Here is a 17,244-nt window from a genome sequence, read left to right as displayed (position 1 = left end):
CCCTGGCCCGCCTTCGAACGTAGAGGAGATTGACCTCAGTGACTATTCCGCAGTCCGACGCCGCGCTGGCCGCCGTCCCCGATCGGTTCGACCTGTCCGCCGGGGCGCCGGGCGCCTACGACACCCCGCTGGGCATCACCAACCCGCCCATCGACGAGCTGCTGGACCGGGTCTCGAGCAAGTACGCCCTGGTTATCTACGCGGCCAAGCGGGCCCGTCAGATCAACGATTACTACAACCAGCTCGGCGAGGGCATCCTCGAGTACGTGGGGCCGCTGGTCGAGCCGGGGCTGCAGGAGAAGCCGCTCTCGATCGCGCTCCGCGAGATCCACGGCGACCTGCTCGAGCACACCGAGGGCGAGTAACAGGGCCGGGCCGGGCGCGCTGTGGACCGCACGCGGATCCCCAAACGAGTCGTAGTCGGTGTCTCCGGCGGCATCGCCGCCTACAAGGCGTGCACCGTCGTCCGCCAGCTGTCCGAGGCCGGCCATTCCGTCCGGGTCATCCCGACCGAGTCCGCGCTGCGTTTCGTCGGCGCGGCCACCTTTGAGGCGCTCTCCGGCCAGCCGGTGCACACCGGCGTCTTCAACGACGTTCCCGAGGTCCCGCACGTCCAGCTCGGCAAGCAGGCCGACCTGGTCGTGGTGGCCCCGGCCACGGCGGATCTGCTGGCGCGCGCGGTGCACGGTCGCGCCGACGACCTGCTGACCGCCACGCTGCTCACCGCCCGGTGCCCGGTGCTGTTCGCGCCGGCCATGCACACCGAGATGTGGTTGCACCCGGCCACCGTCGACAACGTGGCGACGTTGCGCCGGCGGGGCGCGGTGGTGCTCGAGCCCGCCGCCGGGCGCCTCACCGGGACGGACAGCGGGTCGGGCCGGCTGCCCGAAGCCGAGGAGATCACCACCCTGGCCCACCTGCTGCTGGAACGCCACGACGCGCTGCCCTACGACCTCGCCGGCTGCAAGATGCTGGTCACCGCCGGCGGCACCCGCGAACCGGTCGACCCCGTGCGCTTCATCGGCAACCGCAGCTCCGGCAAGCAGGGCTATGCCGTGGCGCGGGTGGCGGCCCAGCGCGGCGCCGAGGTCACCCTGATCGCCGGGCACACCGCCGGGCTGATCGATCCCGCCGGTGTCGAGGTCGTCCACGTCAGCTCCGCGGCCCAGCTGGGCGACGCGGTGTCCAAGCGCGCCCCGGAGGCCGATGTGCTGGTGATGGCCGCCGCGGTCGCCGACTTCCGGCCCGCGCACGTTGCCGCCGCCAAGATCAAAAAGAGCGCCTCGAATGAGACGGCGCCCCCGACGATCGAGCTGGTGCGCAACGACGACGTCCTCGCCGGGGCGGTGCGGGCCCGCGCCCACGGGCAGTTGCCCAACATGCGGGCAATCGTCGGCTTTGCCGCCGAGACCGGCGACGCCAGCGGCGACGTGCTGTTTCACGCCCGGGCCAAGCTGCAGCGCAAGGGCTGCGATCTGCTGGTGGTCAACGCCGTCGGCGAGGGCCGCGCGTTCGAGGTGGACAGCAACGACGGCTGGCTGCTGGCCTCCGACGGCACCGAGTCCGCACTGCAGCACGGCTCCAAGACATTGATGGCCAGTCGTATCGTGGATGCGATCGCCGCGTTCCTGCACGGGGACAGCGGGTAAAGCGGTCGAGTTCTTCCCGGCACCGGGACGGGGTGCCGGCCGGGCTGACGCGGGCCGATATAATTCGGTTGACTAACTATTTGGAAGGATTGGCATGAGCGAAAAGGGTCGCCTGTTTACCAGTGAGTCGGTGACTGAGGGACATCCCGACAAGATCTGTGACGCGATCAGCGACTCGGTCCTCGACGCCCTGCTGGCGCAGGACCCCCGCTCACGCGTCGCGGTTGAGACCCTGGTGACCACCGGGCAGGTGCACGTGGTCGGCGAGGTGACGACGACGGCCAAGGAGGCCTTCGCCGACATCACCAACACGGTCCGCGAGCGCATCCTCGACATCGGCTACGACTCGTCGGACAAGGGCTTCGACGGGGCGTCCTGCGGGGTCAACATCGGCATCGGCGCGCAGTCGCCCGACATCGCCCAGGGCGTCGACACCGCCCACGAGACCCGCGTCGAGGGTGCCGCCGACCCGCTGGATGCGCAGGGCGCCGGCGACCAGGGCCTGATGTTCGGCTACGCGATCAACGACACCCCCGAGCGGATGCCGCTGCCCATCGCGCTGGCCCACCGCCTGTCGCGCCGGCTGACCGAGGTCCGCAAGAACGGCGTGCTGCCCTACCTGCGCCCCGACGGCAAGACGCAGGTCACCATCGAATTCGAGGACGACGTCCCGGTCCGGCTGGACACCGTGGTCATCTCCACCCAGCACGCGGCCGACATCGACCTGGAGAACACCCTGACCCCCGACATCCGGGAAAAGGTGCTCAACACCGTGCTCAACGACCTGGCGCACGACACGCTGGACACCTCCTCGACGCGGCTGCTGGTCAACCCGACCGGCAAGTTCGTCGTCGGCGGCCCGATGGGCGACGCCGGGCTGACCGGCCGCAAGATCATCGTCGACACCTACGGCGGCTGGGCGCGGCACGGCGGCGGGGCGTTCTCCGGCAAGGACCCGTCCAAGGTGGACCGCTCGGCGGCGTACGCGATGCGCTGGGTGGCCAAGAACATCGTCGCCGCCGGGCTCGCGGAGCGGGTCGAGGTGCAGGTGGCCTACGCCATCGGCAAGGCGGCGCCGGTCGGGCTGTTCATCGAGACCTTCGGGACCGCGACCGTCGACCCGGTCAAGATCGAGAAGATCGTCCCGGAGGTGTTCGACCTGCGTCCCGGCGCGATCATCCGCGACCTGGACCTGCTGCGCCCGATCTACGCGCAGACCGCCGCCTACGGGCACTTCGGCCGCACCGACGTCGAACTGCCCTGGGAGCAGCTGAACAAGGTCGACGACCTCAAGCGCGCCATCTAGGTTGCCCGCCGCCTCGAATGTGACGTCGCAGTCACGTTCGGCGCCGAGCGTGACCACAGTGTCACGTTCGACGGGTCACCGCGGTGGACCCGGGTGGTCGGAATCGAGCGCGGGCAGCCCGTCGATGCTGCGCCGGTTGCGGTTGATCAGCCGGGTGTAGGCCTCGTCGGGCGCCTTGTGGTGATACGCGTTGAGGACCGGTCGCTCGTCGACCAGCTCGTAGTAGGGCACCGCGAATCCGCACGCGTCGGCGATCCGCTCCACATCGACCACGATGATGGCGCGGATCCCCGCATGCCGGTCACCGAAATGCGTGATGAGATCGGTGAATTCGGCGTCGTCGGGCCGGATCACCCGCCCAGTGCCGAACAGCCGCAGGATCCGCGAGTTGCGGGTGAACGAGCAGAACATGACAGTGATGCGGCCGTTGTCGCGCAGATGGGCGATGGTCTCCACGCCGCTGCCGAACAGGTCCAGGTAGGCCACGGTGCGCTCGTCGAGCACCGCGAACGTGTCGCAATATCCCTTGGGGGACATGTTGATTCGTCCTCCCTCGGAGGGCGCGGTGGCGACGAAGAACACGGCCTGTTCGCGGATGAAGTCGCGCAGCGACTCGTCGATGCTGTCAAATTCCTTCGCCACCCGTGCAGCGTAACCGCTAGCTAGCCGGTGAAGCGGTAGTCGTCCAGATCGAATCGCCGGCTGCGCCAGTACACCTCCGGGGTGGTGCCCGGCCGCAGCGGCACGTCGCCGTTCTTGTCGAAGTAATAGCTGTTGGCCAGCCGGCAACTGTCCTGCCAGAAGATCTGCCGGTGCCGCCGGCGCATCATCTCGGCGAAGTAGCGGTCGTTGGCTTCCTCGCTCACCTCGACGCGGGTCGCGCCCAGGCGCTCCGCCCGCTTGAGGCACCGCACGATGTGATGGGTCTGCGCCTCGATGAGCGCGAAATACGAAGAGCCGACGTAACCGTACGGGCCGAACACCGTGAACAGGTTGGGGAAGCCCGGAACGGTGACGCCCTCGTAGGCCTGCAAGCGGTGCTCGTCCCAGAACCGGCTCAACGAGCGACCGCCGCTGCCCGTGACCGCGAACGTGGGGACGCTGTCGGGGTCCATCACCTTGAAGCCGGTCGCCAAGATGAGCACGTCGATCTCGTGGGTTTCGCCGTCGGTGGTCGCCACCGCGTCGGGCGTGATCTTGTCGATCGGTTCGGTGATCAGGCGCACGTTGTCGCGGTTGAACGTGGCCAGGTAGCCGTTGTGGAAGCCGGGGCGCTTGCAGCCGACGGCGTAGCGCGGGGTGAGTTGCTCGCGCACCACCGGGTCGCGGACCTGCCGCCGCAGATAGGCGCGTCCCAGCGTGGCCATCCTCTTGGCCAGCGGGATCACCGTGAAGTAGTGCGCCGAGATCGGGAAGGTCAGTTCCACGTACGCCTGGCTGAGCAGCCGCTGCAGCGCCTTGCCGCCCGGGATGCGCATCGCCCAGCGCGCCGGCGCGGGCAGCGGGACGTCCAGCTTCGGGAAACACCAGATCGGGGTGCGCTGAAACACGGTGAGCGACGAGACAATTGGCGCGATCTCGGGGATCACCTGCACGGCCGACGCGCCGGTGCCGATCACCGCGACGCGCTTGCCGCGCAAATCCTGGCCGTGATCCCACCGCGCGGTGTGCATCGTGACGCCGGCGAACGAGTCCACGCCGTCGATGTCGGGCAGGTTCGGCACCGTCAGCACGCCGCAGGCGCTGATCAAAAACCTCGCCGTGACTTCGCCGCCGGGGTCGGTCTGCACCCGCCACAGCCCGCGCTCGTCGTCGAAGTCGGCCGCCTGCACCTTGGTGTTGAACCGGATCCGCGAGCGGACGCCGTACTTGTCGGCGCAGTGTTCGGCGTAGGCCTTGAGCTCGCGGCCCGGCGCGTAGGTGCGCGACCAGTGCCGGCTCTGCTCGAAGGAGAACTGGTAGGAGAACGACGGAATGTCCACCGCGATACCGGGATAGGTGTTCCAGTGCCAGGTGCCGCCGACCCCGTCGCCGGCCTCGAGCACCAGGTAATCGGGCAGCCCCGCCTTGTCGAGGTTGATGGCGGCGCCGATGCCGGAGAATCCGGCACCGATGATCAGCGTGTGGTAATCGGGGGTTTCCCCGTCCATCCGGGCGAAGGTGCGCTCCGTCATGAACTCACCGTACGCCCCGGGCTCAGCCCCGCAGGGCGGTTCGCAGCGCCGCCAGGCCGCGCTCGAGCGCCGCGGTGGCCGCGGGCACCACACCGGCGTAGCCCAGGTAGCCGTGCACCAGCGTCTCGGCGTTGTGCACCTCGGCGGCGACCCCGGCAGCCGCCAGCAGTTCGCCGTACCGGATGCCGTCGTCGCGCAGCGGGTCATAGCCGGCGACGCCGATGTAGGCCGGCGCCAGGTTGCTCAGGTCCTTCGCGCGCCCCGGCGCCATGTCCGACGGCGGGTCGGACAGGTCGACTTCGCCCGCGTACCAACGGGAGAACTCGGCGACGGCCCTGACGTCGAGGATCGGCGCGGTGGCGTTCTCGGCGAAGGACGGCAGCGTGGCGTCCCACATGGTCGACGGGTACCACAACAACTGGAATTTCAGGGCCGGTCCGCCGTGATCGCGTGCCCGCTGCGCGACCGCGGCGGCGATCGTGCCGCCGGCCGAATCCCCGGCGACGGCCATCCGGCCCGGGTCGCCGTGCAGGTCGGCGGCGTGCCCGGCGACCCAAAGCGTTGCCGCCCACGCGTCTTCGACCGCGCCGGGGTAGGGGTGCTCGGGCGCGAGCCGGTAGTCGACCGACACCACGATCGCGTCGGCGCCGACGGCATGCTGGCGCGCCGTGCCGTCGTGGGTGTCGAGGTCGCCGATCACGAAGCCGCCGCCATGGAAGAACAACACGACGGGCGCCCCGGTTTGACCGTCGGAATGGCTTGGCGGCCAATAGATCCGGATCGCGACCGGCCCGGCGGGGCCGGCAATCGTGCGGTCCTCGACCCGCAGCTCGGGATGCAGCGGCCTGCGCGGCAGGTCGCGGAACCGCTGGCGCGCCGCGGCGATGCCGTCCTCGGTGGATAGCCGGAAGGGAACCGCGTCCAGTACCTTCTGCAGGATGGGGTCGATCGCGGGTTTCTCGTCGGCTGTGTTATCCAAGCTGGGCATGGACGTACCGTACGCACCTCGTCTGGTGGCCGGCGCCTGGGTGGTGGCCGGCTGGGTGGCCCTCGGCTACGGCATCTACCTGACCGTGCTGGCGCTGCGCTCGCCGCCCGGAATGGAGCTGACCGGGCACTGGGTGCTGCAGCCGGCGTTCAAGGCCTCGATGGCGATCCTGCTGATGCTCGCCGCCGCCGGGCACGGATGCGTACGGGAGCGGCGGTGGCTGATGCCGGCCCTGCTGTTGTCGGCCCTGGGCGACTGGGTGCTCGCGATCCCGTGGTGGACGCTGTCCTTCGAGATCGGCCTGGCGGCATTCCTGTTGGCGCACATGTGTTTCATCGGTGCCCTGCTGCCGCTGGTTCCCCCGCTGTCGTGGTCGTCGCAAGCCGAGCGGCCCGCGGCGCTCCGGATCGCCGCGGTGGTCCTGATGTGCCTGGTGTCGATCGCGCTGCTGGTGTGGTTTTGGCCGCACCTGGGCCCGGACAAGCTGACGTTGCCGGTGACGGTCTACATCGTGGTGCTGACCGCGATGGTGTGCACGGCGCTGCTGGCGAAAATGCCGACGATCTGGACGGCGGTGGGGGCGGTGTGTTTCGCGGCCTCGGATTCGATGATCGCGATCAGCCGCTTCATCCTGGGCAACGAGGCGCTCGCCGTGCCGATCTGGTGGTCGTACGCGGCGGCCCAGATCCTGATCACGGCGGGATTCTTCTTCGGCCGCGAGCTTCCCGGCCAGGACGGCGGGGACGCCGCGGCGCCCGCCGAAGGCTGATCTGTCGGTGGTCGCCGGTACGCTGCGGGCCGGACGGTAAAGGCATTGGATAGCACCATGATTCGCGGCCCGAGGGCGCCGTGAGCCCCAGCGCGCGCACGCCGGTCGAAGTGGAACCCATCGCCCGCGTGCTGCCGATGCTGTCCGTGCCGCACCTGGACCGCGAGTTCGACTATCTGGTGTCGGCCGAGCAGTCCGACGATGCCCAGCCCGGGGTGCGGGTCCGGGTGCGTTTCCATGGCCGGCTGGTCGACGGGTTCGTGCTGGAGCGCCGCGCCGACACCGACCACCCGGGCAAGCTGGGCTGGCTGGACCGCGTCGTGTCGGCCGAACCGGTGCTCACCCCCGAGATCCGCCGGCTGGTCGACGCGGTGGCCGCGCGCTACGCGGGCACCCGTCCCGACGTCTTGCGGCTGGCCGTGCCGGCCCGCCACGCCAGGGTGGAGCGGGAGCCCGTCGTGAGCCGGGACCCGCCGGGCCCGGCGATCCCGGACCCCGTCGACCCCGCGGGCTGGGACGGCTACGGGCGGGGCGCTCAATTCCTGGCCGCCCTGGCCGAGTCGCGGGCCGCCCGGGCCGTCTGGCAGGCGCTGCCGGGCGAGCCGTGGACCGACCGATTCGCCGAGGCCGCCGCCCAAACGGTGCGGGCCGGCCGGTCCGCGCTGGCGATCGTTCCCGACCAGCGCGACCTGGACGCCCTGTGGCGGGCGGCGACGACACGGATCGACGAGGTCAGCGTGGTCGCCCTGTCGGCGGGTCTGGGCCCCGCGGCCCGGTATCGCCGCTGGCTGGCGGCGCTGCGGGGCACCGCGCGGCTGGTGATCGGCACCCGCAGCGCGGTGTTCGCGCCGCTGAGCGACCTGGGCCTGGTCATGGTGTGGGCCGACGCCGACGACAGCCTGGCCGAGCCGCGGGCCCCGTATCCGCACGCCCGCGAGGTGGCGATGCTGCGCGCGCACCAGGCCCGGTGCGCGGCCCTGATCGGCGGCTACGCGCGCACCGCGGAGGCCCACGCGCTGGTGCGCAGCGGATGGGCGCACGACATCGTCGCGGCGCGGCCCGTGGTGCGCGCCCGCACCCCGCGGGTGAGCGCGCTCGACGACACCGGCTACGCCGACGAGCGCGACCCGGCGGCCCGCACGGCGCGCATTCCCTCGATCGCGCTGCGCGCGGCCCGCTCGGCGTTGCAGGCCGGGACTCCGGTACTGGTGCAGGTGCCGCGGCGCGGATACGTCCCGTCGCTGGCGTGTGCGCGCTGCCGCACCATCGCCCGGTGCCGGCACTGCACCGGGCCGCTGTCGCTGCAGGAAGGGGGCGCCGCGCTGCTCTGCCGCTGGTGCGGGCGGATCGACCCGACCCGCCGGTGCGCGCGCTGCGGTTCGGACGCGGTGCGCGCCGTGGTCGTCGGGGCCCGCCGCACCGCCGAAGAGCTCGGCCGCGCGTTTCCGGGCACGGCGGTGATCACCTCGTCGGGCGATGGCGTCGTGCCCGAGGTCGCGCCCGGACCGGCCCTGGTGGTCGCCACCCCGGGGGCCGAACCGCGCGCGTCCGGTGGTTACGGGGCGGCGCTGCTGTTGGACACGTGGGCGCTGCTGGGCCGGCAGGATCTGCGCGCCGCCGAGGACGCGTTGTGGCGCTGGATGAGCGCCGCCGCGCTGGTGCGTGCTCGCGGCGACGGCGGCGTGGTGCTGGTGATCGCCGAATCATCGCTTCCCACAGTGCAATCGCTGATCCGCTGGGATCCGGTGGGGCACGCGGAAGCGGAACTGACCGCCCGCGCCGAGGTGGGCCTGCCGCCGAGCGTGCACATGGCGGCCATCGACGGAACGCCCGACGCGGTGACCGCGCTGCTCGGCGAGGTCCGGCTCGCCGAACTGGAAGCCGACCTGCTCGGGCCGGTGGACCTGCCGGCCGGCGTGCGCCGCCCGGCCGGGACCCCGGCGGGCGTGGCGGTGACGAGAATGCTGGTGCGCGTGCCCCGCCGGCAGGGCCTGGCGCTGGCGGCCGCGCTGCGCCGCGGCGTCGGTGTGCTCAGCGCCCGGCAAACCCATGAGCCCGCCCGGGTCCAGATCGATCCGCTGCACATCGGCTAGCGGTCACAAACCGTTACCCTGGGCGACAGTATGTGCATGCAATATTTCCTGTTTACGACATTCGAAGGTTGCTACACTTTCTATTCCTTAGCCGCCGAGAGGCCGGAAACAATCCGGGGAGGGGCGATATGACAGCGGACAACGCGACCGTTGACGAGTCGTTGGATGTCATCACCGACGCTTTGCTGACGGCCTCCCGTTTGCTGATGGCGATCTCGGCCCGTTCGGTCGGGCAGGTCGACGAGACCATCACCATCGCGCAGTTCCGGACGCTGGTGATCCTGTCCAACCGCGGCCCGGTCAATCTGGCCACCCTGGCGGGTCTGTTGGGCGTGCAGCCGTCGGCCACCGGCCGGATGGTGGACCGGCTGGTCGCCGCCGGACTGATCGACCGCCTGCCGCACCCGACCTCGCGCCGTGAGCTGCTCGCCGCGCTGACCACGCGCGGACGCGACGTCGTCCACCAGGTCACCGCGCACCGGCGCACCGAGATCGCGGCCATCGTCGCGAAGATGCCGCCGCCCGAGCGCCACGGGCTGGTGCGGGCGCTGACCGCGTTCACCGCGGCCGGTGGCGAGCCCGACGTGCACCTGGACGCCGATATCGGCCTGTAGCCGCCGGGTCTACCCCGCCTAGTCGGTCCGCTTGGTGGCGGTGAGCAGCAGGTACTCCCACCCCATGGTGCCGTCGGCGAGGTATTGCTGCGCGAGCTCGACGAGTTGGGCGTCGAGCTCGGCGGCCAGCACCCGGTTGTGGCCGATGTTCGCGTAGGCCTCGATCGTCGGGCCGTAGTGCCGCTTGAAGTAGGCGTGGACGTCTTCCGCGCTGGCGAACCGGTCCACCGCCAACATCCCACGCGCCGTGGTGATTTCGCCGACGCGGTCGCCCAGCAGCGCGGTGACGTAGCCGGGCCGTCCCCACAGCGCCGCCGGCGGCACGGGGTGCGACAGGCTCGGGCGATAGGGCCGGATGGTGGCCAGCATCCGCCCGAAGAAGCCCTCCGGGGTCCAGCTGATCACGCCGATCGTGCCGCCGGGCCGGCAGACCCGGACGAGCTCGCCGGCGGCGCGTTGCTGGTCGGGCGCGAACTGCACGCCGATCGCCGACATGACGACGTCGAATTCGCCGTCGCCGAACGGCAGCGCGTGCGCGTTGGCCTCCCGGTAGTCGATCGTCAGGCCCTGCGCCGCGGCCCGGTCCCGCGAGCGCAGGAGCAGCTCGGGGGTGAGGTCGGTGGAGACGACGGCCGCGCCGGCGGCGGCGGCCGGCAGCGAGATGTTGCCCGAGCCGGCGGCGACGTCGAGGACTCGGACGCCGGGCCCGATGCCGGTGGCCTCGACGAGGGCGGGGCCCAGCGGGGCCATCACTTCCTCGGCCATCAGGGCGTAGTCGCCCAGCGCCCAAACCGTGCGGTGTGTGGCGGCGACTCGGGCGTCGCTGATGGTGGAGTCGACGGTCATCAGACCTCCTTGGGGGAACGGAAAGGTTGTCTTCGACGTCGATGTCGACACGCGCGGTTTCACGCCGCTCAGATCATGACTACTAGAAATAGTAGTCATAAGCAATAGTATACGCGCGCAATTCCGGTCTCCTCGGGTGGGTCCGGCCGGCCTCCGGCGCTTTCTAGACTGGGCCGGTGCGCCTTGTCTTCGCCGGTACTCCCGAGCCCGCGCTGCCCGCACTGCGCCGCCTCATCGACTCGCCACGCCACGACGTGATCGCGGTGCTGACCCGGCCCGACGCCGCCGCCGGGCGACGCGGCAAGCCGGAGCCGTCGCCGGTGGCCCGTGAGGCGCTCGACCGGGGCATTCCGGTGCTGCGGCCGTCGCGGCCCAACTCGGCGGAATTCGTCGCGGAGCTGTCGCGGCTGGCGCCGGACTGCTGCGCGGTCGTGGCCTACGGCGCGCTGCTGCGCGACGACCTGCTGGCGGTGCCCCCGCGGGGCTGGATCAACCTGCACTTCTCGCTGCTGCCCGCCTGGCGCGGCGCCGCGCCGGTCCAGGCGGCCATCGCGGCGGGGGACACCATCACGGGGGCCTCGACGTTCCAGATCGAGCCGACCCTGGACTCGGGCCCGATCTACGGGGTGGTGACCGAGACGATCCGCCCGACCGATACCGCCGGGGAATTGCTTGAGCGACTGGCCATTTTGGGCGCGGCGCTGTTGTCGACCACGTTGGACGGCATCGCCGACTCGACGTTGACGCCGCGGCCGCAGCCGGCCGAGGGGGTCAGCGTCGCCCCCAAGATCACCGTGGAGCAGGCCCGGGTGCGCTGGGATCTGCCGGCGCTCGTGGTGGAACGCCGCATTCGCGCCGTCACGCCCAACCCCGGCGCGTGGACCGTGATCGGCGACCTGCGCGTCAAACTCGGGCCGGTCGACGCCGCCGTCGCGTCCGGTTCGCCAGAACCGTTGCCGCCCGGCGCGATTCACGTCGATCGCAAAGGCGTCTGGGTCGGCACCGGTTCGGATCCGGTTCGCCTGGGTCAAATCCAGCCGCCCGGAAAGAAATTCATGAACGCGGTCGACTGGGCGCGCGGCGCCCGGCTCGACCCCGCGGTGCGGGCGACATGAGCGCCGGCCGTGACGGGCGCCAGCGCAACCGGCCGGACCGCCAGCCGGCCCGGCCGCAGCGCCGGCCTGCGCAGCGGGATCGGCGGCCCGCCCGCCGGCCGCTGGACCCGGCCCGGGCAGCGGCGTTCGAGGTGCTACGGGCGGTCAGCGAGCGCGATGCGTACGCGAACCTGGCGCTGCCCGCGCTGCTGCGCGAGCGCGGAATCACCGGCCGCGACGCCGCATTCGCCACCGAGCTGACGTACGGCGCGTGCCGCAGCCGTGGCCTGCTCGACGCGGTCATCGGCGCGGCCGCCGGGCGCGCCCCGCAAGCCATCGACCCCGTCCTGCTCGACCTGCTGCGCCTGGGCGCGTATCAGTTGCTGCGCACCCGGGTCGATGCGCACGCCGCGGTGTCCACCACCGTCGAACAGGCAGGCATCGAATTCGACTCGGCGCGAGCGGGTTTCGTCAACGGGGTGCTGCGCACCATCTCCGGGCGCGACGAACAATCCTGGGTCGCGGAGCTGGCGCCGGACCCGGCGCGGGACCCGATCGGGCACGCCGCGTTCGTGCACGCCCATCCCCGGTGGATCGCCCAGGCCTTCGCCGACGCGCTGGGCGCGGCCGCGGGCGAACTCGACGCGGTGCTCGCCAGCGACGACGAACGGCCCCAGGTGCATCTGGCCGCTCGCGCTGGCACGCTGACCGCCGTCGAGCTGGCGGACGCGGTGGGCGGCACCGTCGGGCGGTATTCGCCGTACGCGGTGTACCTGCCGGGCGGCGATCCCGGGCGGCTGGCGCCGGTGCGCGACGGTGCGGCGCTGGTCCAGGACGAGGGCAGCCAGCTGGTGGCGCGCGCGCTGACCCTGGCGCCGGTCGAGCGCGACGGCGGCCGCTGGCTCGACCTGTGCGCCGGGCCGGGCGGCAAGACGGCGCTGCTGGCGTCGCTGGGCGCGGGATCCGGGGCCCACGTCACCGCGGTGGAGCCGGCCCCGCGCCGCGCCGACCTAGTGACCGAGAACACCCGCGGCCTGCCGGTCGACGTGCTGCGGGTCGACGGCCGGCACACCGACCTCGAGCCGGCGTTCGACCGGGTGCTCGTCGACGTGCCCTGCACCGGGCTGGGGGCCTTGCGCCGCCGGCCCGAGGCCCGGTGGCGCCGTCAACCGTCCGACGTGCCGGCACTGGCCAAGCTGCAGCGCGAGTTGCTGGGCGCCGCGATCGCGCTGACCCGTCCCGGGGGTGTGGTGCTCTACGCCACCTGTTCGCCGCACCTGGCCGAAACCGTCGGGGTGGTCGCCGACGCGCTGCGCCGCCATCCGGTGAGCGCGCTGGACACCCGGCCGTTGTTCGAGCCCGTCGACCACCTGGGCGACGGGCCTTACGTTCAGCTGTGGCCGCACCGGCACGGCACCGACGCGATGTTCGCGGCCGCGCTGCGCCGCGAAGCGGGGTAGCGGGGGCGCGACACGAAGAACCCCGCCGCGGCCGCGCTGCGCCGCGAAGCGGGGTAGCGCCGGGCGCGACACGACGAACCCCGCCGCGGCCGCGCTGCGCCGCGAAGCGGGGTAGCGGGGGCGCGACACGAAGAACCCCGCCGCGGCCGCGCTGCGCCGCGAAGCGGGGTAGCGCCGCCAGATGTGAACCGGCCCGCGCGGCTCAGTAGTCTGGCGCTCATGGCTGGCAACACGGAATCATCGAAGGGGCCCCTGATCGCACCGTCGATCCTTTCCGCTGACTTCTCCCGGCTCGCCGACGAGGCCGCCGCCGTGACCGGCGCCGACTGGCTGCACGTCGACGTGATGGACAACCACTTCGTGCCGAACCTGACCCTCGGGCTGCCGGTGGTGGAGAGCCTGCTGGCGGCCACCACCATCCCGATGGACTGCCATCTGATGATCGAGGACCCCGACCGCTGGGCACCGCCCTACGCCGAGGCGGGGGCCTACAACGTCACCTTCCACGCCGAGGCCACCCAGAATCCGATCGCCGTCGCGCGCGACATCCGCGCCGCCGGCGCCAAAGCGGGGATCAGCGTGAAGCCGGGCACGCCGCTCGAGCCGTACCTGGAGATCCTGCCGCAGTTCGACACCCTGCTCATCATGTCGGTGGAGCCCGGCTTCGGCGGCCAGAGCTTCATTCCCGAGGTCCTGAGCAAGGTGCGCACGGCCCGCAAGCTGATCGACGCGGGGGAGTTGACGATCCTGGTCGAAATCGACGGCGGGATCAACGGGGACACCATTGAGCAGGCCGCCGAGGCGGGCGTCGACTGCTTCGTCGCCGGGTCGGCCGTCTACGGCGCCGCCGACCCGGAGACGGCGATCGACGCGTTGCGCCGTCAGGCCGCCGCCGCGTCCCCGCATTGGCGTCGATGACCGTTTCCCCGGGCGACGGCCTTGACGCCGCGATGCGCTTGGCGATCGAGCAGTCCACTCTCGTCAAGGGAACGACGTATCCGAATCCCCCGGTCGGCGCGGTCATCCTGGACGCCGGCGGGGAGGTGGTCGGCGTGGGCGGCACCGAGCCGGCCGGTGGCGATCATGCCGAGATCCTGGCGCTGCGCCGCGCCGGCGACCTGGCCGCGGGCGGGACCGTCGTGGTCACGCTCGAGCCGTGCAACCACTACGGCAAGACCCCGCCGTGCGTGAACGCGCTGCTGGACGCGAACGTCGCCACCGTGGTCTACGCGGTCGCCGACCCGAACCCGCAGGCCGCCGGGGGCGCGGCGCGGCTCGAGGAGGCGGGCGTCGCGGTGCGCTCCGGAGTGCTGGCCGACGAGGTCGCCCGCGGGCCGCTGCGCGAGTGGCTGCACAAGCAGCGGACCGGGCTGCCGCATCTGACGTGGAAGTACGCCAGCAGCGTCGATGGCCGCAGCGCGGCCGCCGACGGCTCCAGCCAGTGGATTTCCAGCGAGGCCTCACGGCTGGACCTGCACCGCCGCCGCGGGGCATGCGACGCGATCGTGGTGGGCACGGGCACCGTGCTGGCCGACGACCCGGCGCTGACGGCCCGCTTGCCCGACGGCTCGCTGGCCGCGCGACAGCCGCTGCGGGTCGTCGTGGGGATGCGCGAAATACCTTCGGAGGCAAAGGTTCTCAACGACGATTCGCGAACCATGCTGATCCGGACACACGACCCCGCCGAGGTGCTCAAGGCCGTGTCGGACCGCACCGACGTGCTGTTGGAGGGCGGCCCGACCCTGGCGGGCGCCTTCCTGCGGGCCGGGGCGGTGGACCGAATCCTCGCCTACGTCGCGCCGACCCTGTTGGGGGGACCGGTCACCGCGGTCGACGACGTCGGTGTGTCGACGATCGCGCGGGCGTTGCGCTGGCAGTTCGACGGAATCGATCGGGTGGGACCCGACGTGGTACTCAGCCTGGTGCCGCGCAGCGCCTAGCGCTCGCTCAGCGAAACTTCTTGCGGCTCAGGGATTTCCGGTTCCTCGGCGTGTTCATTGCGGCCGCCGATCAGTAGACCCAGCAGCGCGCCCGCGATGCAGATCACGACGGTGGCCGCGAAGATGTCGCCGTACATCATGGCGAACGCCTTGAGGTACATCGTTCCCTGCGCGGCGATCCGCTCCAACAGGGTGGCGTCAGGCGGGATCGCGGCCGTCAGGCCCGCCACGATCTGGTTGAACCGGTACAGGCCCCACGCGCTGAGCGCGGCCACCCCGATCAGCATGCCCGTCATCCGGGCCACCACCACGGCCGCCGAGGCGATGCCGTGCTGGGCCGACGGGACGACGCGCAGCGCGGCCGACGTCAGCGGCCCGATCACCAGTCCGAGGCCGAAGCCCGCCACCAGCAGGTCGGCGTGCAGCACCGGGACGTTGAGCAGCCCCAGGATGTTGTGTTTCTGGCTCATCACGTCCTGGCGCCAGTAATGGATCAGCCAGTACCCGTACGCCGCGATGAGCAGCCCGACGAAGGTCACCGCCCGGTCGCCGACGCGGGTGGCGATCCACCCGCCCAGCACCGCCCCGATCGGCAGCGCGATCAAAAACCACAGCAACAGCCCGGCGGCCTGCGTCTGGGTCTGCCCCAGCACTCCCTGGCCGAACAGCTCGACGTCGACCAGGGTCACCATCAGCGCCGCGCCCGCGAACAACGAGGCGCCCAGCGCGGCCAGGAACGGCCGGAAGCGCACGCCGGCCGGTTCGATCAGCCGGGTCCGGGAGAACCGCTCCCACAGCAGGAACAGCACCCCGACCACGGCCGCGCCGATCACCAGCGGCAACCCGTAGCTGGGCAGGATCTGCTTGCCGTCGGGCTGTGGGTTGTACAGGCCGATCACGGCGAGCCCCAGCGCGACCGCGAGCAGCACGCCACCGACCAGGTCGACCTTCTCGGGCGTTTCGGTGCGTTCGTGCGACGGCAGGCTGAACTGGATCATCACCATCGCGATGAGGGTCAGCGGGACGTTGATCCAGAACACGTAGCGCCAGTCGTGGAACAGGAAGACGATGAAGATCCCGTACAGCGGGCCCAGCACGCTGCCGAGTTCCTGGGCGGCGCCGATGCCGCCGAGCACGCCGGCGCGGTTGCGCTGGGCCCACAGGTCGGCGCCCAGGGCGAGGGTGACCGGCAGCAGCGCGCCGCTGGCCACACCCTGGATCGTGCGGCCGCCGACCAGCAGGTGGAAATCGCCCCAATGACCGGCCAGCGCGGTGACCACCGAGCCGACCATGAACAGCGCCAGGCTGACCTGCAGCACCAGCTTGCGGCCGAACCGGTCGGACGCCCGGCCCAGCAGCGGCATGGCGGCGATGTAGCCCAGCAGGTACATCGTGATGATCCACGTGATGCGCTGCAGCTGATTGATGGGGATGTGAACGTCGCTCATGATGTCGCGCATGATCGTCACGACGACATAGGCGTCCAGGGCGCCCAGCAGAACCGCCAGGCTGCCGGCGCTGATCGCGACGCGGCGCCCGGTTTGTGTGGTCACGAGCTCACCGGGGGCTTGGTGACCTGAACCTGCTCGCCCCACTTCGACAGGGTGACCTCGGCGGAATTGCCCGAACTCTTCTCCAGGTTGGCGCGCACCAGCTGGTGGTCACCGGACTCCTGGATCCACACCGTGCTCGGGACCCGCTGGGTCGCGTTGAACTGCGGCACGATCTTGTTCACCGCGTCGGCCGAGACGTTGCCGCTGACCTTGATGGTGCTCTGCCCGTCGATGGTCTCGCGGCCCTCGGCCTTGGCGTCGCTGAAGTTCGCCAGCGCGTTGCCCAGCCCGCTGTCCGGGTTCAGCAGCACCGACACGTCGTAGATGTCGGACGCCTTGCCGAAATCGCTCCACTTGTTGGGGGTCAGCGTGGCGTACAGGGTCCCGTCGACGACCACGAAGTTGGCGTCGATGTCGGAGCCGCCCAAGGTGATGGTGGCGTTGCCCGACGCGGCGGTGGCCGGTGCCGTGGTGAGGTCGCCGTTGAGCGTCTTGATGGGGAGCCCGGGGATCTTGCCCTGGATGCTCAGCGCGATGTGCGCGCTCTGCACTTTCTTGGTGGCGTCGGCCGACTGCTTGACCAAGGTCGTGCCGTCGGGCAGTGGTGCGCCGCTCTGCTTTGAGCCCGACGAGCAGCCGGCGATCAAGGCGGTGGCGAGGGTCAGGGATGCGAGGACGGCCGATAGACGGCGGCGGGTCTGCATACTTCGCATCGTAGAGGGTGCCGGTGACTGCCCTGGTGAACGCGGGGCCCCGGT

Annotated in this window: 16 protein-coding genes; 10 read left to right on the top strand and 6 right to left on the bottom strand. The window is 71.4% G+C overall.

Translation table 11 applies throughout. The annotated features are described in order from the left end of the window. Window positions 1–38 precede the first annotated feature (38 nt). From rpoZ to metK, 3 genes are all read left to right on the top strand, one after another. Window positions 39–365, top strand: a complete 327-nt coding sequence (gene rpoZ / locus W7U_RS11815; RefSeq protein WP_008258195.1) for a DNA-directed RNA polymerase subunit omega — start codon at window positions 39–41, stop codon at window positions 363–365. 21 nt (window positions 366–386) lie between these two features. Further along, window positions 387–1,649 (top strand): bifunctional phosphopantothenoylcysteine decarboxylase/phosphopantothenate--cysteine ligase CoaBC, encoded by a 1,263-nt coding sequence (gene coaBC, locus W7U_RS11810; RefSeq protein ID WP_008258194.1) that lies wholly within the window; start codon window positions 387–389, stop codon window positions 1,647–1,649. 94 nt (window positions 1,650–1,743) lie between these two features. Further along, complete coding sequence (gene metK, locus W7U_RS11805) at window positions 1,744–2,955, top strand: methionine adenosyltransferase (RefSeq protein ID WP_008258192.1); 1,212 nt, start codon at window positions 1,744–1,746, stop codon at window positions 2,953–2,955. 75 nt (window positions 2,956–3,030) lie between these two features. Here metK and W7U_RS11800 read toward each other — a convergent pair whose 3' ends face one another. The 3 genes from W7U_RS11800 to W7U_RS11790 are packed head-to-tail and all read right to left on the bottom strand — an operon-like array spanning window position 3,031 to window position 6,117. Next, window positions 3,031–3,597: a pyridoxamine 5'-phosphate oxidase family protein gene (locus tag W7U_RS11800; RefSeq protein WP_008258191.1), complete on the bottom strand. Its 567-nt coding sequence runs from the start codon at window positions 3,595–3,597 to the stop codon at window positions 3,031–3,033. Between the two features lie 20 nt (window positions 3,598–3,617). After that, complete coding sequence (locus W7U_RS11795; RefSeq protein ID WP_036429282.1) at window positions 3,618–5,105, bottom strand: NAD(P)/FAD-dependent oxidoreductase; 1,488 nt, start codon at window positions 5,103–5,105, stop codon at window positions 3,618–3,620. Window positions 5,106–5,151: 46 nt separating this feature from the next. Next, a complete protein-coding gene (locus W7U_RS11790) occupies window positions 5,152–6,117 on the bottom strand; it encodes an alpha/beta hydrolase (RefSeq protein WP_008258189.1) in 966 nt (321 codons plus the stop codon). Between W7U_RS11790 and W7U_RS11785 the strand changes: the two genes are divergently transcribed. The 3 genes from W7U_RS11785 (at window position 6,116) to W7U_RS11775 (ending at window position 9,593) form a co-directional block, all read left to right on the top strand. Beyond that, the gene (locus W7U_RS11785) at window positions 6,116–6,886 is read left to right on the top strand and encodes a lysoplasmalogenase (RefSeq protein ID WP_036429014.1); all 771 of its coding nucleotides are present in this window, start codon (window positions 6,116–6,118) and stop codon (window positions 6,884–6,886) included. The genes W7U_RS11790 and W7U_RS11785 overlap by 2 nt on opposite strands. Before the next feature lie 80 nt (window positions 6,887–6,966). Then, a complete protein-coding gene (locus W7U_RS11780) occupies window positions 6,967–8,979 on the top strand; it encodes a primosomal protein N' (protein WP_179300149.1) in 2,013 nt (670 codons plus the stop codon). Window positions 8,980–9,107: 128 nt separating this feature from the next. Next, complete coding sequence (locus W7U_RS11775) at window positions 9,108–9,593, top strand: MarR family transcriptional regulator (RefSeq protein WP_008258186.1); 486 nt, start codon at window positions 9,108–9,110, stop codon at window positions 9,591–9,593. An 18-nt stretch (window positions 9,594–9,611) separates the two neighbouring features. Here the strand turns inward: W7U_RS11775 and W7U_RS11770 are convergent, their stop codons facing one another. Then, entirely contained in the window at window positions 9,612–10,439 is an 828-nt protein-coding gene (locus tag W7U_RS11770) for a methyltransferase domain-containing protein (protein ID WP_008258185.1), read from the bottom strand. A gap of 176 nt (window positions 10,440–10,615) precedes the next feature. On the opposite strand from W7U_RS11770, the gene fmt reads away from it, so the two are divergent. The 4 genes from fmt to ribD all read left to right on the top strand — a co-directional run bounded on the left by fmt (window position 10,616) and on the right by ribD (window position 14,933). Then, a complete protein-coding gene (fmt, locus tag W7U_RS11765; protein WP_008258184.1) occupies window positions 10,616–11,554 on the top strand; it encodes a methionyl-tRNA formyltransferase in 939 nt (312 codons plus the stop codon). Continuing rightward, window positions 11,551–12,993, top strand: a complete 1,443-nt coding sequence (locus W7U_RS11760) for a 16S rRNA m5C967 methyltransferase (RefSeq protein ID WP_008258183.1) — start codon at window positions 11,551–11,553, stop codon at window positions 12,991–12,993. The genes fmt and W7U_RS11760 overlap by 4 nt, the downstream gene beginning before the upstream one ends. Before the next feature lie 210 nt (window positions 12,994–13,203). Beyond that, a complete protein-coding gene (gene rpe / locus W7U_RS11755; protein WP_085976506.1) occupies window positions 13,204–13,911 on the top strand; it encodes a ribulose-phosphate 3-epimerase in 708 nt (235 codons plus the stop codon). After that, entirely contained in the window at window positions 13,908–14,933 is a 1,026-nt protein-coding gene (ribD, locus tag W7U_RS11750) for a bifunctional diaminohydroxyphosphoribosylaminopyrimidine deaminase/5-amino-6-(5-phosphoribosylamino)uracil reductase RibD (protein WP_008258181.1), read from the top strand. Before rpe ends, ribD begins: the two co-directional genes overlap by 4 nt. Here the strand turns inward: ribD and W7U_RS11745 are convergent. Together W7U_RS11745 and W7U_RS11740 are read right to left on the bottom strand one after the other, a co-directional pair. Continuing rightward, on the bottom strand, window positions 14,930–16,486 hold the full coding sequence (locus W7U_RS11745) for an MFS transporter (RefSeq protein ID WP_008258179.1): 1,557 nt from the start codon (window positions 16,484–16,486) through the stop codon (window positions 14,930–14,932). The genes ribD and W7U_RS11745 overlap by 4 nt on opposite strands. Next, window positions 16,483–17,199 (bottom strand): LppX_LprAFG lipoprotein, encoded by a 717-nt coding sequence (locus W7U_RS11740; protein WP_026071326.1) that lies wholly within the window; start codon window positions 17,197–17,199, stop codon window positions 16,483–16,485. The genes W7U_RS11745 and W7U_RS11740 overlap by 4 nt, the downstream gene beginning before the upstream one ends. Window positions 17,200–17,244: the final 45 nt, after the last annotated feature.

The sequence above is a fragment of the Mycobacterium sp. H4Y genome (assembly GCF_000364405.1).
Taxonomy (GTDB): Bacteria; Actinomycetota; Actinomycetes; order Mycobacteriales; family Mycobacteriaceae; genus Mycobacterium; species Mycobacterium intracellulare.
The sequence above is the reverse complement of the archived record's forward strand: the minus strand, read 5'-3'. Positions and strand labels throughout refer to the sequence as shown.

Coding starts and splice junctions, on each gene's coding strand:
- ribD (WP_008258181.1), top strand. CDS start 13,908: ATGACCGTTTCCCCGGGCGACGGCCTTGACGCCGCGATGCGCTTGGCG.
- W7U_RS11785 (WP_036429014.1), top strand. CDS start 6,116: ATGGACGTACCGTACGCACCTCGTCTGGTGGCCGGCGCCTGGGTGGTG.
- W7U_RS11760 (WP_008258183.1), top strand. CDS start 11,551: ATGAGCGCCGGCCGTGACGGGCGCCAGCGCAACCGGCCGGACCGCCAG.
- W7U_RS11795 (WP_036429282.1), bottom strand. CDS start 5,105: ATGGACGGGGAAACCCCCGATTACCACACGCTGATCATCGGTGCCGGA.
- W7U_RS11775 (WP_008258186.1), top strand. CDS start 9,108: ATGACAGCGGACAACGCGACCGTTGACGAGTCGTTGGATGTCATCACC.
- W7U_RS11740 (WP_026071326.1), bottom strand. CDS start 17,199: ATGCGAAGTATGCAGACCCGCCGCCGTCTATCGGCCGTCCTCGCATCC.
- W7U_RS11790 (WP_008258189.1), bottom strand. CDS start 6,117: ATGCCCAGCTTGGATAACACAGCCGACGAGAAACCCGCGATCGACCCC.
- W7U_RS11770 (WP_008258185.1), bottom strand. CDS start 10,439: ATGACCGTCGACTCCACCATCAGCGACGCCCGAGTCGCCGCCACACAC.
- metK (WP_008258192.1), top strand. CDS start 1,744: ATGAGCGAAAAGGGTCGCCTGTTTACCAGTGAGTCGGTGACTGAGGGA.